This is a genomic window from Novosphingobium panipatense, assembly GCF_900182875.1.
Classification (GTDB): domain Bacteria; phylum Pseudomonadota; class Alphaproteobacteria; order Sphingomonadales; family Sphingomonadaceae; genus Novosphingobium; species Novosphingobium panipatense.
In genome coordinates, this window is record NZ_FXUI01000016.1 from 19511 (window position 1) to 39830 (window position 20320).

The 20320-nt window shown below is 60.9% G+C and carries 23 protein-coding genes, 1 tRNA gene and 2 pseudogenes; 15 read left to right on the forward strand and 11 right to left on the reverse strand.

The genetic code is table 11. From position 1 onward, the window contains the following. Positions 1 to 3: 3 nt before the first annotated feature. The 4 genes from QOL62_RS16800 to QOL62_RS16815 are packed head-to-tail and all read left to right on the forward strand — an operon-like array spanning position 4 to position 2839. A complete protein-coding gene (locus tag QOL62_RS16800) occupies positions 4 to 729 on the forward strand; it encodes a M48 family metallopeptidase (protein ID WP_283407036.1) in 726 nt (241 codons plus the stop codon). A gap of 32 nt (positions 730 to 761) precedes the next feature. After that, a complete protein-coding gene (locus QOL62_RS16805; RefSeq protein WP_233203942.1) occupies positions 762 to 1247 on the forward strand; it encodes a hypothetical protein in 486 nt (161 codons plus the stop codon). Continuing rightward, a complete protein-coding gene (gene ribD, locus QOL62_RS16810) occupies positions 1244 to 2218 on the forward strand; it encodes a bifunctional diaminohydroxyphosphoribosylaminopyrimidine deaminase/5-amino-6-(5-phosphoribosylamino)uracil reductase RibD (protein ID WP_283407037.1) in 975 nt (324 codons plus the stop codon). The genes QOL62_RS16805 and ribD overlap by 4 nt, the downstream gene beginning before the upstream one ends. Positions 2219 to 2221: 3 nt before the next feature. Beyond that, a complete protein-coding gene (locus QOL62_RS16815) occupies positions 2222 to 2839 on the forward strand; it encodes a riboflavin synthase (protein ID WP_283407038.1) in 618 nt (205 codons plus the stop codon). Positions 2840 to 2924: 85 nt separating this feature from the next. Here QOL62_RS16815 and QOL62_RS16820 read toward each other — a convergent pair whose 3' ends face one another. Next, positions 2925 to 4103 (reverse strand): amino acid aminotransferase, encoded by a 1179-nt coding sequence (locus tag QOL62_RS16820; protein WP_283407039.1) that lies wholly within the window; start codon positions 4101 to 4103, stop codon positions 2925 to 2927. Positions 4104 to 4183: 80 nt separating this feature from the next. After that, positions 4184 to 4942, reverse strand: coding sequence for a DUF1134 domain-containing protein (locus QOL62_RS16825; RefSeq protein ID WP_283407075.1), 759 nt, complete (start codon positions 4940 to 4942; stop codon positions 4184 to 4186). Between the two features lie 333 nt (positions 4943 to 5275). Between QOL62_RS16825 and QOL62_RS16830 the strand changes: the two genes are divergently transcribed. Both QOL62_RS16830 and QOL62_RS16835 read left to right on the forward strand, forming a co-directional pair. Then, a tRNA-Ser gene (locus tag QOL62_RS16830) sits at positions 5276 to 5367 on the forward strand. Between the two features lie 426 nt (positions 5368 to 5793). Continuing rightward, complete coding sequence (locus tag QOL62_RS16835) at positions 5794 to 6825, forward strand: hypothetical protein (RefSeq protein WP_283407040.1); 1032 nt, start codon at positions 5794 to 5796, stop codon at positions 6823 to 6825. Positions 6826 to 6869: 44 nt separating this feature from the next. Here QOL62_RS16835 and QOL62_RS19945 read toward each other — a convergent pair whose 3' ends face one another. Genes QOL62_RS19945 through QOL62_RS19950 form a run of 5 tightly spaced genes read right to left on the reverse strand, consistent with a single transcriptional unit; the run spans position 6870 to position 9944 of the window. Then, a complete protein-coding gene (locus QOL62_RS19945; protein ID WP_379502940.1) occupies positions 6870 to 7028 on the reverse strand; it encodes a hypothetical protein in 159 nt (52 codons plus the stop codon). Further along, positions 6964 to 7686 carry a hypothetical protein gene (locus QOL62_RS16840; RefSeq protein ID WP_283407041.1) on the reverse strand — a complete coding sequence of 241 codons (723 nt, stop codon included), beginning with the start codon at positions 7684 to 7686 and terminating at the stop codon, positions 6964 to 6966. The genes QOL62_RS19945 and QOL62_RS16840 overlap by 65 nt, the downstream gene beginning before the upstream one ends. A gap of 2 nt (positions 7687 to 7688) precedes the next feature. Further along, complete coding sequence (locus QOL62_RS16845; protein ID WP_283407042.1) at positions 7689 to 8246, reverse strand: hypothetical protein; 558 nt, start codon at positions 8244 to 8246, stop codon at positions 7689 to 7691. A gap of 40 nt (positions 8247 to 8286) precedes the next feature. Further along, the gene (locus QOL62_RS16850; protein ID WP_283407043.1) at positions 8287 to 9771 is read right to left on the reverse strand and encodes a YfjI family protein; all 1485 of its coding nucleotides are present in this window, start codon (positions 9769 to 9771) and stop codon (positions 8287 to 8289) included. Continuing rightward, positions 9771 to 9944, reverse strand: a complete 174-nt coding sequence (locus QOL62_RS19950; RefSeq protein ID WP_379502942.1) for a toprim domain-containing protein — start codon at positions 9942 to 9944, stop codon at positions 9771 to 9773. Before QOL62_RS19950 ends, QOL62_RS16850 begins: the two co-directional genes overlap by 1 nt. Before the next feature lie 132 nt (positions 9945 to 10076). On the opposite strand from QOL62_RS19950, the gene QOL62_RS19955 reads away from it, so the two are divergent. The 4 genes and pseudogenes from QOL62_RS19955 (at position 10077) to QOL62_RS16870 (ending at position 12491) form a co-directional block, all read left to right on the forward strand. Then, positions 10077 to 10406: a TonB-dependent receptor gene (locus QOL62_RS19955; protein WP_379502943.1), complete on the forward strand. Its 330-nt coding sequence runs from the start codon at positions 10077 to 10079 to the stop codon at positions 10404 to 10406. Positions 10407 to 10614: 208 nt separating this feature from the next. Beyond that, positions 10615 to 10824, forward strand: a complete 210-nt coding sequence (locus tag QOL62_RS16860; protein ID WP_283407045.1) for an NIPSNAP family protein — start codon at positions 10615 to 10617, stop codon at positions 10822 to 10824. Between the two features lie 347 nt (positions 10825 to 11171). After that, on the forward strand, positions 11172 to 11345 hold the full coding sequence (locus tag QOL62_RS16865) for a hypothetical protein (RefSeq protein ID WP_283407046.1): 174 nt from the start codon (positions 11172 to 11174) through the stop codon (positions 11343 to 11345). A 514-nt stretch (positions 11346 to 11859) separates the two neighbouring features. Further along, a pseudogene (locus tag QOL62_RS16870) lies at positions 11860 to 12491 on the forward strand (tyrosine-type recombinase/integrase). Positions 12492 to 12797: 306 nt separating this feature from the next. Here QOL62_RS16870 and QOL62_RS16875 read toward each other — a convergent pair. The 3 genes from QOL62_RS16875 to QOL62_RS16885 form a co-directional block, all read right to left on the reverse strand. Then, positions 12798 to 13406 (reverse strand): outer membrane protein, encoded by a 609-nt coding sequence (locus QOL62_RS16875; protein WP_283407047.1) that lies wholly within the window; start codon positions 13404 to 13406, stop codon positions 12798 to 12800. A gap of 551 nt (positions 13407 to 13957) precedes the next feature. Then, positions 13958 to 14713, reverse strand: coding sequence for an alpha/beta fold hydrolase (locus QOL62_RS16880; RefSeq protein ID WP_283407048.1), 756 nt, complete (start codon positions 14711 to 14713; stop codon positions 13958 to 13960). Positions 14714 to 14770: 57 nt separating this feature from the next. Next, positions 14771 to 15214: a DoxX family protein gene (locus tag QOL62_RS16885; RefSeq protein WP_283407049.1), complete on the reverse strand. Its 444-nt coding sequence runs from the start codon at positions 15212 to 15214 to the stop codon at positions 14771 to 14773. 234 nt (positions 15215 to 15448) lie between these two features. On the opposite strand from QOL62_RS16885, the gene QOL62_RS16890 reads away from it, so the two are divergent. The 3 genes from QOL62_RS16890 to QOL62_RS16900 all read left to right on the forward strand — a co-directional run bounded on the left by QOL62_RS16890 (position 15449) and on the right by QOL62_RS16900 (position 18021). Continuing rightward, on the forward strand, positions 15449 to 16183 hold the full coding sequence (locus QOL62_RS16890) for an SDR family oxidoreductase (protein ID WP_283407050.1): 735 nt from the start codon (positions 15449 to 15451) through the stop codon (positions 16181 to 16183). Positions 16184 to 16259: 76 nt separating this feature from the next. Beyond that, on the forward strand, positions 16260 to 17147 hold the full coding sequence (locus QOL62_RS16895) for an SDR family NAD(P)-dependent oxidoreductase (protein ID WP_283407051.1): 888 nt from the start codon (positions 16260 to 16262) through the stop codon (positions 17145 to 17147). A 193-nt stretch (positions 17148 to 17340) separates the two neighbouring features. Next, positions 17341 to 18021 carry a helix-turn-helix transcriptional regulator gene (locus QOL62_RS16900; protein WP_283407052.1) on the forward strand — a complete coding sequence of 227 codons (681 nt, stop codon included), beginning with the start codon at positions 17341 to 17343 and terminating at the stop codon, positions 18019 to 18021. Between the two features lie 37 nt (positions 18022 to 18058). Here the strand turns inward: QOL62_RS16900 and QOL62_RS16905 are convergent. Beyond that, positions 18059 to 18750, reverse strand: a pseudogene (locus QOL62_RS16905) (IS5 family transposase); the annotation flags it as partial. 282 nt (positions 18751 to 19032) lie between these two features. On the opposite strand from QOL62_RS16905, the gene QOL62_RS19960 reads away from it, so the two are divergent. Continuing rightward, on the forward strand, positions 19033 to 19224 hold the full coding sequence (locus QOL62_RS19960; RefSeq protein ID WP_379503115.1) for an AraC family transcriptional regulator: 192 nt from the start codon (positions 19033 to 19035) through the stop codon (positions 19222 to 19224). A gap of 17 nt (positions 19225 to 19241) precedes the next feature. Then, on the forward strand, positions 19242 to 20246 hold the full coding sequence (locus tag QOL62_RS16910; RefSeq protein ID WP_283407054.1) for a serine hydrolase domain-containing protein: 1005 nt from the start codon (positions 19242 to 19244) through the stop codon (positions 20244 to 20246). The last annotated feature ends 74 nt before the right edge of the window (positions 20247 to 20320 follow it).

Below are 20320 nucleotides of genomic sequence, written 5' to 3' on the forward strand. Positions count from 1 at the left end.
GGGATGCTCGACTGGCTTCGGCGGGACCCGCGTGAGCAGCCCGTCGTGGAGATCTCCGGCCGGAGGATTCCGATCGTCATCAGGCACCTGGATCGCGCTCGCCGCATGACCATGCGGCTCGCGCCGGATGGCAGCGAGGTACGCGTTTCCATTCCTCGCTGGGCCCGCAGCGCCGATGCCCTCGCATTTGCGCGCAGCCGGCAGGACTGGCTGGCAAGCCAGCTAGCCGCGCTGCCGCAGCGGCAACCGCTCACGCAGGGCGGAACCGTCCTCTTCAGGGGCGAGCCGCTGGTGCTTGTTCATGATCCCTCCGCGCCGCGAAAGCCGATGCGATGTACGGGCGAGTTGCGCCTTGGAGGGATGGAGAGTTCGATGCAGCCAAGGGTTCTGCGCTGGCTGCAGGACGAAGCGCGGGAGCTGTTCGCCACCGATCTGGCGGACTATTGCGAACGGGCAGGGGAGCCTTGTCCACCCCTCGCGCTGTCCGGGGCGCAGCGGCGGTGGGGTTCATGTTCGCACCAGGGGACCATCCGGATAAACTGGCGACTCGTCATGGCTCCCGACCTTGTGCGCCGCTCCGTCGTCGCGCACGAGGTGGCTCACCTCGTCCATTTCGATCACTCGCCGGCTTTCCATCGTGTCCTGCAGACCATCTTCGAAGGCTCGGTGCCGGAGGCGAACCGATGGCTGACGGCGCATGGCCGTTCGTTATACGTGCCGTTCGGCTAGCGCTCGGCGGGTTTAGCGCCTAGATAGCGTTCATGCTGAAGCGCTCCGGATACTGGAAACACGTGAACCCGACCGGCATGGTCGCGGACTTCAAGGAAGTCTGGAGACAGGCCGGGCACAACCGGTGGCGCATCGCCGCCGTGTCCGGGGCATGTACGTTCGCCGTTTTCTACCTGATGTTCACGCAGGAAGGCTCCGCACCGCACCCGCCGCCGAAGGTGACGTGGATCTCCGTCCTCGATGAACACCGCACAGACGAGCAGATCGTGGCGGAGAACGTCGCCAACCAGAAGGCGAAGGAATCGAACGCGCGTGAACTTGCCCGCCGCGACAAGGAAGTGCGTGAACTCTACAAGACCATCGGGCGCCTGTCCGGGATGGATGTTGAGAAGATCGCCCGCGAGGCGGACGCCGAGGAAGCGGCCGAGGCAAAGGCGGAGCGGGAGCAGGCGGAGGAAACGCTGCGCCGCTCCGGGATTGCCAACCCTCAACTGGCGACGGACCCCGCCCTGCAGTGAGCGAGGATGCGCGTTGGCTTGCCGCGGCGGCCGCCCTGGCCGGGCGCGCCCGACCGCTTAGCCGGCCGAACCCGGGCGTGGGTGCAATCGTCGTGAAGGAGGGCTGCGTCGTGGCGCGCGGCTGGACTCAACCAGGCGGACGACCTCACGCCGAAGCGGTCGCTCTTGCGGCGGCGGGAGATGCCGCGCGGGGCGCGACTCTCTACGTCACGCTGGAACCCTGCGCGCACCGATCGTTGCGCGGTCCCGCCTGCGCCGACATCGTCAGTGCCGCAGGCCTGGAACGCGTGGTGATCGGAGTCATGGATCCCGACCCGCGAACGGCGGGGGCGGGCTTGGCCCGCATCCGGGCCGCTGGCCTGAGCGCCCACTATCTGCCGTCCGACGCCTGCGCGCGCAGCCTGTCGGGTTACCTCCTATCCAGCCGGCTGGGGCGGCCCGAGGTCACTCTCAAGCTTGCCCTTTCACTCGACGGCTGCATCGCGCTGACGAGCGGTGAAAGCCAGTGGATCACCGGGGCGGAAGCGCGTGCCCACACCCATGCGATGCGTGCCCGGCACGATGCCATTCTCGTGGGGGGAGGCACTCTTCGAGCCGATTCGCCCCGGCTCGATGTCCGGCTGCCGGGGCTGGAAAGCCGGAGTCCCGATCGCTGGGTGCTGACGGGGGGCGGCGTTCCCGTTGGATGGCGGGCTCTGTCTTCGCCCGAAGCGATTACCACCATGCAAGGCGTCCACCATCTCTTCGTCGAAGGCGGCGCGCGAGCGGCGACGGCCTTTCTCAAGGCGGGGCTGGTGGATCGGCTGCTCATCTACCGGGCGCCTGTTCTGCTCGGCGGTCGGCCTGCGCTGGGGGATTTCGGCCTGTCCGCCTTGGCGCAGGCGCACGGTGTCTGGCACATGACCGAACGCCGACAGCTTGGCAGGGACACGCTGGAGGTCTACGAGGCGCGCAAACTTCACGAAGGCTAGGTCATGTTCACCGGAATCGTCACTGCAGTCGGCACTGTCCGTGAGGCCCGCCAGAGCGGGGATCTGCGCGCCGTAATCAGTTGCCCCTTCGATCCTGAAGGGATCGCCATGGGTGCCTCCATTGCGTGCTCGGGCGTCTGCCTTACCGTCGTCGACAAAGGCGGCGCGGCCGGAGACGCCTGGTTCGCGGTAGACATATCGGCAGAGTCGGTCGCGCGCACCGTACCAGGGCGGTGGGAAGAAGGCCGCCACCTCAATCTCGAGCCGGCATTGAAACTGGGCGATGAACTTGGCGGCCATATCGTGACCGGCCATGTCGACGGGGTCGGCCAAATCGTGCAGGTCGAGCCGGTGGGCGATTCTCGGCGCTTCGTGATTGCGGCTCCGCGGGAACTGGCGCCTTATCTGGCTCCCAAGGGGTCGATCACGGTCGATGGCGTCTCGCTGACGGTGAATGAAGTCAATGACGAAACCGATGGCACCTGCCATTTCAGCCTCAACATCATACCCCACACCGCTGAAGTGACCACCATCGGCGCGATGCAGGCAGGTGACGGCGTGAATCTGGAGATCGACGTGCTGGCCCGCTACCTGCAGCGTATGCAGTCCCTGCGCGGCTGAGTGTTACGCATCGCCCCGCATTCAGCGGGGCTTGAAGCAAGAAGATCAGGCGGTTCCCGGCCGGAGCCGCCTGATCCTTTTCAGGTCAGGCCGTCACGTCAGCGACGGCGGCGATGAACTTCTGGATGTTGCCGGTGGTGAGACCTGCGACATTGATCCGTCCCGAGCCGGCAAAGTAGATGCCATGCTTCGTCCGCATCTCCTGCACCTGCTCCGCGGTGAAGGGGACGATGGAGAACAGGCCATTCTGGATGCCGATGGGGGTAAGGTCCACGCCGCCCGTCTTGCCGGCGGATGCCAGCGTGGCCCGAACTTCGCGCATACGGTCCCGCATCTGGTCCAGTTCGGCCAGCCATTGCGTTGTCAGCGCTTCGTCCTCAAGGACGAGACGGACGGCGGCCGCGCCATGGTCTGGCGGCTGCGACCAGTTGGCGCGTGCAAGGGCGTGGCCGTTCGACATGACGCGAGCCAGATCGGCCGGATCGACCACCATGGCGTAAAGAGCGCCGACGCGGTCGCGATAGAGACCGAAGTTCTTGTCGCACGAATAGCAGATCAGTGCTTCGGGCACCGTGGCAAGCACGCGGCGCAGGCCGTAGGCGTCTTCCTCCATGCCGTGACCGAGGCCCTGGTAGGCCAGATCGAGGACAGGCAGGATCTTCGAAGAGGCCAGCAGGCTAGCGATCTCGTCCCACTCGCCGTTCGAGTAGTCGATACCGGTAGGATTATGGCAGCAACCGTGCAGAAGGATCGCATCACCGTCCTCTGCCGAAGCAATGGCGCCGCGAAGCGCGTCCATATCGGTCGTGCCGTCCGGAGTGGCGTGATTGAATTCCAGCACGCCAAGGCCAAGATCGGCGCAGATCTGGTTGTGATTGGGCCAGCTGGGCTTGCCCACGATTACCCGCTTGTAGCCCGCGCGCTTCACCATGGCGAGAGCCAGGCGCAGCGAACCGGTGCCGCCCGGCGTCTGCATCCCTTCGATGCGCCCGTCCATGGTCGGGTTTGCCTTGCCAAAGACGTACGGCATGAGCTTTTCGACGAAGCCCATGTCGCCTTCGGGGCCGAGGTAAGCCTTGGATTCCTGCTCCTCCGCCAGCTTTTTCTCCGCCGCCTTGATGGCTGCGAAGACAGGGGTCTCCCCGTCTCCGGTGCGGTACACGCCTACGCCGAGATCGATCTTGTCGGCGCGAGGGTCGCTGTTGTGGAGCTTGATGAGCGCAAGAAGCGCATCGGCGGGCTGTTGCTTGAGGTCATTGAGCATGGCGGGCGGCCCTTACCCGCCCGAGCTCCGCAGCGCAACCGCCGAGTTGGGCGGATGCGCTACCCAGCAACATTCGTGCGTCAGAAGGGGAGCCAGCGCTGCTTTTCGGAAAACTTCATGTAGCCGATGTTGGCACCAAGGCGAAGCCCGGCACCGGCGCGTACCGGGATGAGCACCGTGTTTCCGCGGCGGAGATAGCTCACGGTGAAACCGCCAACGAGGTAGGCCTGCCCCTCGCCAGCGCCGAAGCGATGAAAGAGCTCCTGGCTGTCGTAAAGGTTGTAGACGAGTACGAAGGCGTTGCCGGCATTGGCGCCGGCGTCGAAACCGATGGAGGGGCCGGTCCAGTACACCGGGCGCTCGCCCTCGACCTTGTGATGGAGCGTACCCGATCCGTAACGCACGCCGATGGCAATCGCCCCGCCCGCTTCCCGGCCCACGATGTAGGCGTTAGGCTCGCCCTGCTTCGCGAGCAGATCCTTGATGATTTCAGCCAGTCCCTGCGCGCCCTTGCCGAAAACGCCTTCAGCCGCGCCGATAAGGTCGTCCTCTCGGTACGTGCCGCTCGCGTTCTGGGCGGTCACGGCCGGGGGAATGGGGGCGGGCGCCGCGGGCGCGGGCGCAGGAGTGGAATAACCGGTCTGACCGCCATTCCAGTCTGTCGCAGGAGGCGGCGCGTCGACCGGCATGCCGTTGCCGGGAGCGGTAGTGGCGGAAGGAACGGGTGAATAAGTCCCGCCCTGGTTCAGGTCTGCATCAATCGCGGCATCAGGATCCACGGTCGTGACCTGAGCCGAGGCGGAGGCCAGCGGCGCCACCGCCGTCGCAAGGGCGACCATGAACCCCAGCACAGCATGGCGGCCCCGCCGCAGCGCGGCGGGCTGGCGATTGTGCATCGAATAAACCTTCATGGCGTTGGTACCCTGCCTTCTTCACGCCAAACCGGCGCTTCCCGTTCCCCCGCGCTCCATGCACGGTCAACACTAGTGTCATCTGAAAAGAATCCACCGCGCCTGACCTGACAATGAACGGGCGACAACCCGACTCCCGTTTGAGGCGGACCGATGTGATTAGCGGGAAAATGGGCTTTCTCGCAAATCGTCATTCTTTTCATAATCCCCTCTTGTCGGCACCAAACCCCCTCGTTATAGGCAGCGACCTGAGCCGCATCCGGAGACGTGGGTGAGTGGCTGAAACCAGCGGTTTGCTAAACCGTCGTGCTCTTAAGGGGGCACCCCGGGTTCGAATCCCGGCGTCTCCGCCAGCGGCCATTGTTTTTATTCGCTTTCCCCCGCTAACGGGACAATGTTCCCTAAACCGCTCCACAATGCGGCGCTCGCTGCAAGCTGGTGGGCATCGTACGTTTGCGATCATGCGGGCTTGCATCCTCCAGATCGGCGCTTGAAGTAGGCGCTGAACAAGCCAAGGGGGCATAATCATGGGCAAGCGGACCAGTGCGACGGCTAGAGCCATCTGGGACAGCCACTTCCGCGCAGGAGCGCTGTCTAGAACCGTCTCGCTTCAAGCCGTCGGAGATCGGCTTGCTGATTGGAAGCGAAGCCTTCAGCGCTGACGGATAGCAAACATTTACTTCCTTGATGTAACTGCTTGGGGCCAACGCGCGTGTAAGAAGGGGTCAGATGTGGGGTTTAGAAAGGTATCGGCATGGGCTGCCTCGGTCCTCTACGTCATGTTGGTGCACACCTCACAAGCAGCCGAGGTAACCTCCTACACGACTAGAGGCGGTACTCACCTGATCTTCGTCATTGGCGACATCGTGTCTGGTGATGACGAGCGCTTCAAGGGCGAAGCGAGCAAGTATTCCGATGCGACGGTAGTACTAGAAAGTGATGGCGGGAAAACGGTCACTGCCATTGAAATGGGTGAGACCATCCGCCTGAAGGGCTATAGCACGGCGGTCGTAAACGGCTCGCAGTGCAACTCCGCATGTGCTCTGATCTGGCTCGCGGGTGCACCTCGTGCCTTGTCGAGATCAGCGCGCGTAGGGTTCCACGCGACTTACACGGACGCGGAGGGTAAGCGTTCCGAGTCGGGTGTGGGCAACGCGATTGTCGGGCGGTACCTGACCCTTCTCAATATTCCGGTCAAAGCCCTCGTTTACGCCACCTCGGCACCGCCAAGCTCGCTCAACTGGGTGACGGCTTCGAACGCTACCGCCGTCGGCATCGATGTGAAGATCATAGACGACATCGAACTCGACGATGCTTCCAGTTCTAGAAGTACAAGTTCAGCAGAAACTGAAAAGGATACTTCCCTGTGGGGCAAAACCGGCTCATGGAGTACGGCAATAGACCATACCCTTAGTGATGCCTGCTTCCTACTCTCAGGTTTCTCCGATGGAACGTATTTCCGGATCGGCTTCAACCCGCCAGACGGTAGTTATCTCATGATACTCAACAGCGCTTGGGCGTCGTTGCGTGAGGGCCAAACATTCAAGCTATCGATCCAGTTCGACACGGAAGGTGCATGGGGGGTTCCGGTTTCTGTGATCATGATGGGTGACAAACCCACACTCATGGCGAGATTTACAGACAACAGCTTCTGGGCCGAGTTCATTCGAGCCAACGCTGTCACAATCAACCGCGATAGCCGTAGAGTGACGAAGCTTAACCTCCTGAACTCAGCAGCAGCCTTCAAGTCGTTGATCGCCTGCCAACGTGCACAGAAGGGTGCACTGCAAAAAGACCCGTTTCAAGATTGAGGGGCATTGCAGGAGGCGCGTCCATCCAACACCAGCCCTCCGCGTCAATGGTCGAAGTCGACTAGCTCTACCACCGTCTTGAGCCATCTAGCCGCCGCTAAGGTTGCGGCTGAGCGGCCGCCATGTTTAAGAGCGTTCCTATTCCCCTTTGGCGCGCCCCAGTTCGTCCCGCCGTGCATCCGGCACCGCTTGCGCCCCTTCACGGCTGGAGATTGGCACTCCGTTCCCAAGCGGGTCCGCGCCAGGCAGCGCGGGGCCGATGCTAGTTGCTCCGGTTGTATGGGATTGATCGTCACTTCTTCCATTTTCGCGCACCCCGGTGTGATGGTGGAACTGATCGGCGATGACAGCCTGCCCGCCCTCGTTGACGTGCACGTGGCGGACGGTTTGCTCGCGCGGCTGGTGCAGCTTGGCCAAGGCTTCGAGGGTGGCTCGACTCTGAGCCTGCGCCTTCATGGCGATCCGGCCATAGGTCTCGGTAGCGCCAAGGTACTCGCCCATGTTTAGCGCCATGCGCCGGGCCATCTCTCCGAAGATGGTATCGAGCGTGACTGCCTGTGCCGCCAACATGCGGCTGGCAAAGGCAAGATCGCCCTTCGCCGCAGCATCCGCCTTTTCTCCGATAGCATCCCCATAGTCAGCGATGCCGGGTGAGAACTCGGTGCTGCCGAATTGCGTCTTGAGCACCTGAGCGGCTGTGATGCCATGGCGGATGTCAGGCCGCATGATGGCCTTGGCGGTCGCGAGCGTAGGGGACTCGTCATCCTTCTTCGGCACGCTAAGTGCATTGTTCGGCCCGGTTGGTGCCGCTGCCTTGGTGGCGCGCGGCTGCTTCGCCTTCCCTGTCGTCTGCTTCGCCATTGTCACTGTCCTTTCCAGAAAGGTTCAAGGTGTGGTGAGCATCCCGCCGCGTAGCTCGACATGATGCCCCAGCTTCTCCAGCGCGCGCCGCCGTCCGCCATGACCAGCGAGCGGTTATCTCCGAGTTGGTCGATCAAGCCGCCACGTGCGGGATAACCGGGGCGGATGCCGAACACGTCGCCGGTGCTCCAGCCTTCCCAGGCGGCACGCCTGGCGAAGTTCTCCAGCCACCAAGCGGCGCAATCATAGAGCGTCTGCCATCGCCCCATTGTGAAGCCGGTTGCTGGCCGCAGCGGAGACAGCGCGTTGAAGGCGTCGCACCAGCTATCAAGGGTGCGCTGGACCTCGCTAGCGTCAGGAAGTGTCGCAACAGTCGCAACTGTCGCAAGGGGTTCTGGCGAATTTGCTTTTTCATTTTTCGCGGAAGGGGCTGCGACAGTTGCGACAGTTGCGACAGTTGCGACAGTTGCGACAGTTGCGACAGTTGCGACAGTTGCGACAGTTGCGACAGTTTGGCCCTCGCGCTCTGCTATCCAGCGATGCGGGTCGAAGTTCAGCACCGGACGATCTCCCATGCCGTTCGATGCGCAGTGCCGTCGATCACAGCGCCCCCTTCCGCTCGCGCGCCCAGCCGTGCTCGCAAAGGATGGTCATGGCGGACCGCGCTCTATCAGCTTGCCGGATCGAGTTGGGGCCAAGCCGATATACGTCGCGCAGTCCGATCACATCGCCCGGCAAGGATAGCAGCCACTCGCGAAGAGTCTCGGCACGGCGCAACTCGGGATCGATCGCACCCGTGGCCATGATGCGGCTGGCTTCCTCCAGATAGTGCTTGACCAGTTCGATGGCATCAGCAAGGTCCGCAGCGCCATCCGTTTGGGCGTCCGGCTCGGCCATCAGCGTGAGGATACCGGCGATCCGGGCGGCGTTCTCCGGTAGCTTCGATGCAAACGCCTTGGCATTGGCCAGCGTGCCCCTTGGGGTAAGCTCCGCTTCGATCGCGTTGGCGAACTCGACATAGAGCGCGCGCGCCTCGGGCGTGAAGTGCAGCGCGTCCAGTTCCACGCCCAACGTCCGATCGCTTTCGTTCTTCCACCGTACCGGCTGGCGCAGAAGCGAGGCCACGGCGACGTTGTAGTCCTCAAGGTCAAGTGCGGCCCGCCTCGTGACAACTTGATACGCTGCGTCGTCCCGAAAGCGGGTTCCCGCCCGCCCCGCCGGGGAGGAAACAAGGAAGCGCGCAAGCAACCCTTGGTCGGCGAACTGCGCATCGCTCAGGAAGTCAGCGGCAACCCCCGATTGCACCATGAGGTGACTGGCCAGCCGCCGGTCATAGAGCACGATCACGCCATCGCCGCCGCGAATGCGCTCCAGCTTCGAGCCATCCCATGCCCGGCAAAGGTTCGCGGTTGTGCCCACCTTCTGCTCGGCCTTGAGGCTATGGCCACCCAGGAAGGTGGCCGCATCATCGCAAAGCATCGCCAACGACGGGCGACCGAATTGGTAGATGCGGAACAGGCCTTCCACCGTCTGATCGCCCGATGGCGCGAGCACGGACAAGAGCGGTGGCTGGGGTGCAGGGCCAAGCTCACGCAATGCCGCCTCCAGCGCCGCCCGGTCACTCTTGAGCTTCGCCGTCAGGTGCTTCGCGCTCGCCTCATAGCTCGCGACCTTCACGTCATACGCATGACGCTGGCCTGCCTCCAGTTCGGCGATCTCGCGTTCGGTATCGCGCACCGGCTTGAGCGCCATGCTGTCCGCACTGGACTTGCGCTCGCCGCTGTCGAGCACCGTTAGCAAGAACAGGGATAACGGCGAAGGCTTCCCCTGCCCGATCGGCAGGATCACGTTCGCGCGGCCCTGTGCGGCGAGCGATGCAACCGCAAGGACAGAGTTGGCGGCGCACGCGAGCGGGCACTGCACCACGGCCTCTATCGCCTTCGCCGCCTTCCCGAGCACCGGCCCGAGCGCGTCCACCGGGAACGCCGAGGCTGGTGGCAATTCACGATATAGCGGGCGCGGTGCCTCGCCCGTAGTCTCATTCGCCGCGTCCAGGCGCGCGGCCATCGATGGGTTCGTCGCCATTAGCGCCCCCTCAGTTCATCGTTGAAGTCTTTGAAACCAGCGAATGGGCGGATCACACGAACGGTAAGCCCGCGATCAGCGAACGCCCGCACTGCTTTGTCGGCCCATGCTTCGCCAGCCGGGTCATTGTCCGCGCCGATGACGATGCTGTGCACCTGCGGCGGAAACTCCATGGCTGGGAGGAAGCTGGCACCACCGAAGTTAAAGAACTGGTTCCGATCGAACTGCCGTCAGAAAGCCCATTTTTGCGCATTGAGCCCTCTTCGCGCACCGGCGGACCGCTAACGCTTGCTCCGAAGCACCGGGTGACCCTGGGCGCCTCATATATCCTGCCGCTGCCCGATTTCGTGGGTCACGTGTCGCTGGGTGCAATCTATGTTCATACGGCCAAGCAGCTTGCCAACGAGGTTTCGCCAATTGGTGTGATGCCAGCGACAGACCTTCTCAACCTAAATGTCAATTGGGCGGATGCATTCGGTTCGCCGGGGGATCTGGCGTTCTTCGTCACTAACGTGACGAATGCAATCTATCCTGTGAATGTTGGTGGTTCTTACGCTTCCGCGGGGTTCGACGGTTACTACATGGCACCCCCGCGCATGTGGGGCTTCCGCTTGCGCTATAGCTTTGGTGAGTGACGCTGCCTCTTGCCGTCTAATCGAACCGGGGATGCAATACAGTGTCCTCAGCTTCCCCACCCGCTTTGATAAAATACGAGAATAATGATGGACCTCAGTCCCATTCATACCGTCGATACTCTGGCGGTCGCGCCATCGGACCAGATAGCCATGCTGGAATTGCTGTGTGATGAGGGAGTGCCGGTATTGCGGAGGGCAGGTCTCACTGGTGAGTTGGCAGTCGACATCGCCCAATCTCGGCGAGGACGTGTTGATCCAGATAACCTGGAAGGCAGCAGATCACGAGCACTACAATCAGGTGCGCTTTGCCTTTGTCACCGATCCGGCCTGGCGTGAATTCGCCAGCAAGGCCGGCAAGCTGTGGCGCAGCGGCACGCGGCGCTTCTTTTATCCGTCGCCAATCGAAATGGAAGCCTGACCATGCTGCGGCGTCGGGAAATCTACTCGATCGCACCGAACATGCCGAAGGAAAAGGTGCAGGAGATGGAGAGGCGCCTGTTGGAATGTCAGCGGAGCTTCTGTATTCCGCCGTCGGCTATAATCAGTCCCCGGCCGGCTATGATTTTGCCTGGGAACATGCCTATGAACGTCGGAAACCTACCAACGCTACATGGTCCACCCGTACCATTCGAATATCATTGACCGTTTCCTGCTGAACGATAGCCCGAACGGGTCGTCATCGACAGCAATCTCGATGCCGGGCTGGTCGGCTATGTGTGCGATAGACCGACGTTTTATCTGCCGCTAGGATATGCCCGCCGTTTGGTGTTGCTGCGCCTGCGGCCCGGAAGCGCCGAGGCCTTCGCTGTAATCGTCGACCAGGCTAAGGCCGCCAATCCGCAAATGATCCTCTCTGTCTTTGCCGAAAATAGCTTCGCCACCCGTTGGATGAACGGCGTCAACCAAATCTATACGCAAACCGCCTTCACGCACGTCTGAGAACAGGGCTATGCAAATCTAGCTCATGCAAAGGCTACCAGTACGGACTGGCAGACGATGGTTAACCGTATAGTGGAAAAGTCGCTGCTATGGTACTCGATCAAAGCCGGTTACGGATATGATGCCAATCACACTGGCTCGCGTCACGGCTATAAACCGGTGACACATTCCCATCGCGCTGACAAGGCGAACCGCTGAATCGGGGCTAGGTGAAGCAAGCCTGTGAGGCGGGCAAGACTTGCTAAACGAATGCCGGTTTCAGAAAGCGATTCTGCACCGGGAAACGGCGGTCTGTCGGTAGGTTCCGCCAGACGGCCTGACGCAACCCGAATAACTGCTGTTGTCAGATCGCGACGATCGCGCTGCTTGAAGCGAACGTCGCAATCTGGTCGCGGCCTGCCGGTTACCTGACGGTCCCGACCGGGGAACGCGAAATCGGCGGCTGAACGACCGGGAAGGGTCGGCCTCTCCTGAAGCGTTCTACCTAGGCCGTCAGGGCCGTTGGAGATGTGTCATGGGATTATCAGAGTTTGATCCCGCCGCTCGCGAGCGGGTAACGTGGAACGCCGGGCGCAAGATTGGTGCGAAGCGAGCGCTAAAGCCCCGTCAGATATGGGCGATCCGTTTCTTTCTCGACCAGCATGGGCGGATCCGGGACCGTGCTCTCTTTGACTTGGCTATCGATAGCAAGCTTCGCGGATGCGATCTGGTGAAGATCAGGATCAGCGACATCGTTTGTGATCGGAAATTCGACCACGGGCCACGGTCGTACAGCAAAAGACCGGCAGGCCGGTTCAGTTTGAACTGATGACCGATGCCTCGCGCCAGCCTGCTCAAATGGCTGGAGCTGAGAGGTGGATCCGTGAAAGATTATGCATTTCCTAGCCGTACCGATCACGCAGCCCGCATAAGCACCAGGCAATATGCTCGCCTTGTTGATGAATGGGTCACGGGGATCGGACTTCCGGGCGAAGATTATGGCACCCACTCTCTGCGCCGAAGCAAGGCGTGGATCATCTACAAGGCGACCGGAGATCTCCGCGCCGTCCAGATTTTGCTTGGCACACGAAGATCGAAAGCACGGTCAGATACCTAGGCGTGGACGTGGAGGACGCTTTGACGCTCGCAGAGGGCACCGAAATCTGAAACTGCCCTGGGTCCTTGCCGTTGCAGGGACCCGGGGCTTACAGGTGGCTGCTCTGCGCCCATTCAAGTCGTTCGACAGCGATTTGGCGCGCCCAAAATCGGACATTCGGATGTCGACTGGGTATGGGACAATACTGCCGTTTCTGAACATAACTCGGAACGTCCGGTTTTGCACGCATTGCCCTCATTCAAGTAGACCAGATTTATTTCGGATTTTGGGGCCCTGAAGACCGCCTTGGGCGAGGAGATTGCTGTCCCAAGGGTGGGGCTAAAGCGCACCCTGGACCAAACACGAAGGAAGATTAGTTAAAAGCGATATGTTGCGCCAAGGAGCATCTGGTGCCGATCCCAGGATCCGCGACCCTCGCTCAGATCTGAATATCGATACTCAAGGCGAGCGGAGATGTTCTGCGTGATTGCGTGCTCGACGCCGCCGCCGACCATCCAGGCATCCCGGTTGTCCTCGCCGCTGCGAACTCCCGAAGCTTCAGTCAGCCGCACATTGGCACGAACATTCGAATATCCGCCGCGGACGTACACGAGCGTGTTTTCCTGGACAAGGTAACCGGCTCGAGTACTGACATCGATCGAGTATTTCGGATCGAGAACAAGGGCGCTACCTGCAGCGCCGCCAGTCAGCGCGTCATCGGCACCAATGCTGAACCCCGCTTCGGCGCCGATCACCACCTTGGGCGCAATCTTGTAATCGTAGCCGACAAACGCGCCACCGATGAAGGCGTCGTGCTCATTGGATGGGTTTACTCGGCCGACCGAGGTGCCGACGCTGCCGGCCTCGTCGTGATTCCAGGTAATTTGTGCACCGACAAAGGGCCCGTTGAACGTTACGGCGGAGACTGTAGCCGAAACGCTCGACGCAGCGAGCAGAGCGGCGGAGGCAATGATGAGCTTCTTCACGAAATGATATCCTTCGAAAATGCTGCGTATGCAGACTTGGTTGTTGGAAGCAGGGCGCGCGCCAGCGCGTCCGCAAACAGCGGTTGCTTCTGGGCACATGGGTTGATGGGGGACTTCCGAGCTTCTCTTGCTATGCAGAGCCGGAGCCGCTTTCACCGACCGCCAAATTCGCGGAGTTCGGCAATCATGAATTCAAGGGAGTAGGTAATTTGGGTCGCTTGCCCGGCATTGAAGCCGCACAGCGTCAGAAGAACAGGCATCCATTTCATTGAAGCCCCCTATTTCGTGAGACCAGCGTGCTGCTTTGGAGCGTGTCAGGGCTGAGGCCGCATACCAGAGGCTTTCGGATCAAAGCTACGTCATGGCTCACCTCTTGATTTCTGTTCATGATGTCATCCTCCGAAGCCAACGGACACGCCCATCCTCGGCTGTATGTGGACGGAATAGGGGGCAATGTTCAGGGAAATAATCGCGCCGTTCGCGCTAAGGTTTGTTAGCGAAGCCACATAGTGGCGCTACAAATCAGGCATCCTAGCGGGCACGATAGCCAGTCAGAAATCCACCTTCGAGGCCTTGACGACGACATCGGCCACCTCGCGGGGTTTCGAAATTTGGATCAAGTGACTTCCTGGAAACTCGACGGCGACCGTATGCGAGCGGCGGTAGAGAGTTCGCAGCATTTCTGGGGAAAGCGTGCGATCATTCCGTGCGACGATTCCGAAGCTCGGCTTTGCGTGCCATGCTGCCGTTGGCAACTTCGCGGAAAAGCCGCTTACCGCGGTAGGGCGCTGAGAAGCAGCAAGATAGCGTGCCTCGTCGGCAGACAAATCGTCAGCCACGTCATGTTTGAACATGGCAGGATCGACGATCAGCGACGTCTCGTCGACCATCAGCACATGGCTTGGGCGCGGCCATCTGGCATTGAGATCACCGACGGATTCACCTGCGTCGGGTTGTGTGGCCGCGACATAGACGAGCGACTTCACCTTTGGATCATCGCCAGCGACCGTGATGACGGCTCCGCCGTAAGAATGCCCCACCAGCACTACCGGGCCATTCTGGCGGGCTATGACGGCGCGGGTGGCCGCGATATCAGCGTCCAGACCCGACAGGGGGAGCTGGACGACCGATACGGTGTAATGTTTACGAACGAGAATGTCGTAGACCTTGCGCCAGCTCGATCCGTCCACCGCGGCGCCATGTACCAAGACCACGTTTTCGATGTGGCTCGTGTCCTTGGCGCTGACGGTTGAAGGGCCAGAGGCCATTGCCGCTACGGCCGCCAAGAGAGTGATTGTACGTTTCATAACTTGGTCCTGTATCGAAGCTGGAATGCTCGGCACGGCTGAGCCATGCCGATATGCTCAGCGGCTCGCCTTGCCATCCAAGCTGAAGCGACCGGCACCGAAAGCCACGATCTGCAGAAGGCCGCCGATGATCGAAATGTTCTTGAAGAAATGGATGAGCTGGTTTTGATCGGCGAGGTTGTTGTGGAAGGCGAGCGCGGCGCCGAGCGTGAACAGGGCCATGACTGCAGCTACCAATCGGGTGCGATAGCCTGCGAGGAGAGCGACGCTGCCGAGGATCTCGACCAAAACAGCCAGGCCGAAGCCGACCGAGGGAAGGGGAAGGCCGACGCTTTCAATCATGCCAATGGTTGCGGCAGGGGCGGCCACCTTGGACACGCCCGAAAGCAGGAAGAGCGGAGCGATCAGTACGCGGCCGGCGAGGGCAGCATAGGAAGCGCCAATGGCGTTCGTGTTTGCGACCGAGAAGGTCTGGGCGGGGCTGACAGTTGCAGTATTCATTCGATGTCTCCTTCGTCTGGTTCAGCCGGTCACCGCGACGGCTGTTGAGGCCCAAATGGCACCGCACAGCTGCTCAAAATAGACGAATAGGATCGACGCTTAGGATCGAGAAAATCGACTAGACGGAAGGAATATGCGTGTCCCGCTAACAAAGCTTGACGTGTTCCCTGTGATTATCGGTGACCATCCGCCGGGATACATCCGCTTCACCAACCAAGTGAAAGGATTGATTCCATGCAGAATCTCAATGGCAAGGTCGTACTGATCACGGGCGCAAGCAGCGGTATCGGTGAAGCCACAGCCCGCACTCTCGCCGAAGCAGGAGCCATGGTAGTGCTGGGCGCACGCCGCACGGAGCGTCTTGAAAAGCTGGTCCGGGAAATCGAAGCCGCCGGCGGCAAGGCATTAGCGAAAGCGCTGGATGTCACGGATCAGGCAGAGGTTGCAGCCTTTGCCGAGGAAGCCCGGGGCCGGTTCAGCAGGATCGACGTGATCGTCAACAATGCTGGCGTCATGCCGCTGTCTCCGATGGCCGCTCTGAAGGTCGACGAATGGGACCGGATGGTTGACGTCAACATCAAGGGAACGCTCTACGGCATCGCCGCTGTGCTCCCCGTCATGAATGAACAGGGCTTCGGTCACGTGATCAACATCGCCTCGACGGGCGGTCACGTCGTCTCTCCCACTGCAGCGGTATACTGTGCGACCAAATTCGCGGTGCGGGCGATCTCCGAAGGTCTACGCCAGGAAAACGACAAGATTCGCGTGACGGTGATCAGCCCGGGTGTGACCGAATCTGAACTGGCCGACTCGATCTCCGATCCCAAGGGGCGTGAGGAGATGAAGGAATATCGCAAGGTCGCGATCAGCCCGTTCGCCATCGCCAAGGCAGTCCGCTTTGCCGCCGAGCAGCCTGCGGACGTCGACACCACCGAGATGATCGTTCGCCCGACCGCGTCCGCACTCTGACCAATCGCAACCAACAACACGCGTAAAGCGCGGGCTCTATGAGCCGGCGTGCGATGAAATCGAGGAGTTTTCCAAAATGAAAAAGACAGTCCTCATCTCTGGGTCCGGTTCAGGCATGGGACTTCTGACGGCTCAAACCCTGATCAAAGAAGGTTATGCCGTTTATGCAGGTGTTCGCGACCCGCACGGACGCAGCAGCGCGCGGCGAGAAGCTCTGGAAGCTTTCGCTCAAGAATGCCGCGGGACCGTAAGGGTGGTCGACCTAGACATCCATAGCCAGGAGTCTTGTAACGCCGCTGTCGCACAGGTCCTTACCGACTTTCCGTCCCTCGATGTCGTGATCCATAATGCCGCTCACCTTTTTATCGGCATGGCAGAAGGCTTCACGGCCGAGCAACTCGCCGACAGCATCAACACCAATGCCGTGGGCGCTCATCGGCTGAACCGAGCGGCGCTTCCGCACATGCGCAAGCATGGTTCGGGTGTCCTGCTCTACGTCGGCAGCGGCATCACCAGGATCGTTTCCCCGTTCATGATGCCCTATGTAGCCGGCAAGTACGCCATGGACGCCGTCGCAGAGGCGACGGCCTATGAAGTAGGCCCCCTCGGGATCGAGACGGTGATCGTCATGCCCGGCGTCTTCATGGACGGGACTTCCCATTTCGCTACCGCCGTCTTCCCGGCGGATAAAGCGGCGCTGGGCGGGTACGACAAGCTCCGGGCAGAATATGACCGGTATGAGCCTGGTTTGCGTAACCTGTTCCGCGGCGGCTGCGATGCTCCTGTTCAAGGCGTTGCGGATGAAATCGCCCGCGTGCTTGCTCTGCCGCGCGGCAGCAAGCCGATGCGAACGACCGTCGATTATTCAGACTATGGCGCCGAGCCGGTGAATAGCGTCGCACAGGCGCAGACTGAGCGCGTGTTCCGTATCATGGGCTTCGATCGCCTTCTTGAACTGGGCTAGTGCGAAGCATCGGGTGACAGGAGCGTCCATGCGGCTCCTGTCACCGAAGCTCGCCCCGGCGTTCCCTTGTCATCAAGGGCTGACTATCCTCGGCATGATTGGCAGTTCTCGAGCGATCATCATCGCAATGCCGTCGATGGCGCGGCTGCCGAGGATGGTATAAATATATTATATGGTTCTCAGACGGGCAAGGATGGATTTCTGGGGCAGCGGCCCCGAGGGCCGGCGGGCCGGGGGCTTCAGCTTCCATCTGCTGAAGGCTAACGCGCCTGAAGAAGAAGTTCGGCCGCATATGCACGAGGAAGCGCATTTCGTCCTTGTGCTCGATGGTGGCTATATGTCGTCGGCCGTCGGCGCCCCGCTGGTGTCGGATACACCGATCCTGATCTACAACCCGCCCGGCACGTCGCATCAGGACCGCTTCCATGGCGGAAAATGGCGGTTCCTCGCCATATCCGGTGGGACGGGTGCTGAAGCTGCGGCTTTATGCTTGCGCGATCCCTACGCTCATAGACTTGCCCAAGGCGTGGCGGATCAAATCAATGTGACCACTCCCTTGGCGCTGGAAGCCTGTGCCTTGCAACTTCACGGCCTGGTGACGCCGCTCTCCTCCGATGAGGCCCGGAAGGCGAAAACGCCGCCAGCTTGGCTCTCTCGCGCCGTGGAGATGATCTTCCTAAGCGACAATCCCGAAATCACTGTAGCCCAGGTTACAGCGGAGGCGGGAATCCATCCGGTCCATCTTGCTCGCGTGTTTCAACGCTATCTTGGGTGCTCGCCCGGTGAATATCTGCGCGGCCATCGGCTCGAACGGGCGGCAACTATGCTAGGACGTAGACTCATTACGCGGCGCACCAGATGCGGGCGCAGATGAGTTTCACTGCAGCAAGGTAGTTTTCGGGGCACTTGTCGTAGCGGGTGGCGATACCACGGAAGTGTTTGATGCGATTGAAGAAGCGCTCGACCAGATTGCGCTGGCGGTAGAGCCAGCCCGAGAAGGGTAAACTCTGCTTACGGTTGGAGCGCGACGGGATGTTGGCCCAGGCATTCTTGCTGGCAGCGGCTTCGCGGATAGCGTTGCTGTCGTAGCCCTTGTCCGCGAGCAGCGTGGCACTTTCGGGCATGGCATCGAGCAGAGCTTCGGCTTCCTGGCTGTCGTGGACCTGACCGCCAGTCAGGCGCAGTGCAACGGGACGACCGTCAGCGTCAACGAGGGCATGGATTTTGCTCGTGAGGCCGCCTCGGGAACGTCCCATGCCGCGATCTCTGGCTCCCCCTTTTTGCCCGTCGCACCGTGCTGGTGAACGCGGACGCAGGTGGAGTCGATCATCACAATCTCGCCTTCGAAAGCAGCCGAAACCGCCGCAAGTAGCCGGTCCCACACCCCGGCTTTGCGCCAGCGCACGAACCGATTGTAGCAGGTCGTCGAGGGGCCGTAGCGCTCAGGTATCTCCGCCCACGGTGAGCCCGTTCGAAAGCGCCAAAGAATGCCGTTCAGCACGCGCCGGTCGTCAACGCGAGGAACTCCGCGCGGCTTATTCGGCAGTAGCGGGTCGATGATCAACCATTCCCCGTCCGTCAGTTCGTATCGCCGCCGTGCCATCAAGCCTCCATCGCAATGGAGAGCCTGAATCACGTGAGCCGGAAAACCTCAAGCCTGCTTGGAAATCTAAGATCTAATGCTTGCATTGGCCGTCTCTCCACGCTCCGCCGCTATCAAGGCAGGCATCTTGAGCCACCCAAGGCGAAAACCGCATGAACGCTGCAAGGGCCACAACCGCAAGGCCCAATGCCAAAACCGTCCGCTTCCATGTGATGTGCATGTCTATCCATATCACACCGAATGAGCCGCCAGATTTAATGAGTTTACGCCCTAGGCAAGGGGATCGCCTCTCTTGCCGACGTTGCGCATTCAACGGGCTTTGTCGATCAAGCCCATCTTACTCGAACTTTTCGAAGCCGTCTCGATATCACTCCTGCGCAATGGCGAAATTCGCGCCATGTTGCGCGGATACAAGACGAAGGCGCTGTTATCAGACAGGAACCGGTTCCACCTCATCAGGGATCTGGCCAATGAACTGTCTAAGAAGCATCATGACAGCGCTTGGCGGTGTGATGCTATGCACGGGCACAGCTGCGTCACACCCGGGCTCTGCTCTTGATAAGGTTCTTGCAGCGTACGATCAGGATGAACATCGCGATCTACGCGGCGTCGTCGTGCTGCACGAAGGCAAGGTGATCGCGGAACGCTACTATAATGGGGAAACGGCAGATACTCTCCACGACATCCGCTCGGCAGGAAAAAGTGTGACCGGGCTGCTCGTGGGGATCGCGATCGACCAACGCAAGATGCACGACCCGGATGACAAGGTTTCCACCTATTGGCCGGAAGCCAAGAACAGCGCCATTGGTGATGTCGCCATCAAGGACGTGCTGACGATGCGTTCCGGGCTCGCGGCGTTCGACGCAGATCCTGCATCGCCGGGCAACGAAGACAAACTCGATGCAGCGCCTGATCCGATAGCATTCCTGCTTTCAGCCCCGCGCGCCGATCCGCCGGGATCACGGTACCGCTATAACTCGCTCACGGCCTATGCCGCCGGCGTCGTTGTTGCAAAGGCGACCGGGTCATCAATGGCTGATTTCGCGCAGACTGCGTTGTTCGAGCCATTAGGTTTCCGTCACTGGAAGTGGGCGTCAGACGCCGCTGCATACACCAAAGGCCAAGGTAACCTGTCTCTTACAGCCCGCGACTGTGCGGCGATCGGCGAGATGGTGCGTGGACAAGGTCTATATGAAGGACGCCGGATCGTCAGTGCCAATTGGATCCGACGCGCGGTTGCTCCACTGGTTGGTATTTCCGATTCAGATCCCTACGCTGAAGGATATGGCTACTTCTGGTATTCAAAAAACCAGCAGATCAACGGCCAGGTGGTTCCGGTCTCCTTTGCATCGGGCAATGGCGGCAATAAGATCTATGTGGTTCCAAGTCGCCGCATGGTCATCGCGATCACATCCAGTGCTTATGGCAAGGGGTACGGCCAGCAACGCTCAGAAGCGCTTTTACGGGCTATTCTTGCCGTCGAGCAGCAAGACTGAGCTACCCTTCATGTCCAACAGCCTGCTGCCCAACCTCGCAGATCGCTTCTGAAACTGACGGCATTCCAGTTCCA

Coding starts and splice junctions, on each gene's coding strand:
- QOL62_RS16840 (WP_283407041.1), bottom strand. CDS start 7,686: ATGGCGAAGCAGACGACAGGGAAGGCGAAGCAGCCGCGCGCCACCAAG.
- QOL62_RS16805 (WP_233203942.1), top strand. CDS start 762: ATGCTGAAGCGCTCCGGATACTGGAAACACGTGAACCCGACCGGCATG.
- QOL62_RS16815 (WP_283407038.1), top strand. CDS start 2,222: ATGTTCACCGGAATCGTCACTGCAGTCGGCACTGTCCGTGAGGCCCGC.
- QOL62_RS16900 (WP_283407052.1), top strand. CDS start 17,341: ATGGATTTCTGGGGCAGCGGCCCCGAGGGCCGGCGGGCCGGGGGCTTC.
- QOL62_RS16800 (WP_283407036.1), top strand. CDS start 4: ATGCTCGACTGGCTTCGGCGGGACCCGCGTGAGCAGCCCGTCGTGGAG.
- QOL62_RS16850 (WP_283407043.1), bottom strand. CDS start 9,771: ATGGCGACGAACCCATCGATGGCCGCGCGCCTGGACGCGGCGAATGAG.
- QOL62_RS16880 (WP_283407048.1), bottom strand. CDS start 14,713: ATGAAACGTACAATCACTCTCTTGGCGGCCGTAGCGGCAATGGCCTCT.
- QOL62_RS16885 (WP_283407049.1), bottom strand. CDS start 15,214: ATGAATACTGCAACTGTCAGCCCCGCCCAGACCTTCTCGGTCGCAAAC.
- QOL62_RS16895 (WP_283407051.1), top strand. CDS start 16,260: ATGAAAAAGACAGTCCTCATCTCTGGGTCCGGTTCAGGCATGGGACTT.
- QOL62_RS19950 (WP_379502942.1), bottom strand. CDS start 9,944: ATGGAGTTTCCGCCGCAGGTGCACAGCATCGTCATCGGCGCGGACAAT.
- QOL62_RS16835 (WP_283407040.1), top strand. CDS start 5,794: ATGTTGGTGCACACCTCACAAGCAGCCGAGGTAACCTCCTACACGACT.
- QOL62_RS16825 (WP_283407075.1), bottom strand. CDS start 4,942: ATGGTCGCCCTTGCGACGGCGGTGGCGCCGCTGGCCTCCGCCTCGGCT.
- QOL62_RS16890 (WP_283407050.1), top strand. CDS start 15,449: ATGCAGAATCTCAATGGCAAGGTCGTACTGATCACGGGCGCAAGCAGC.
- QOL62_RS16820 (WP_283407039.1), bottom strand. CDS start 4,103: ATGCTCAATGACCTCAAGCAACAGCCCGCCGATGCGCTTCTTGCGCTC.
- QOL62_RS16910 (WP_283407054.1), top strand. CDS start 19,242: ATGACAGCGCTTGGCGGTGTGATGCTATGCACGGGCACAGCTGCGTCA.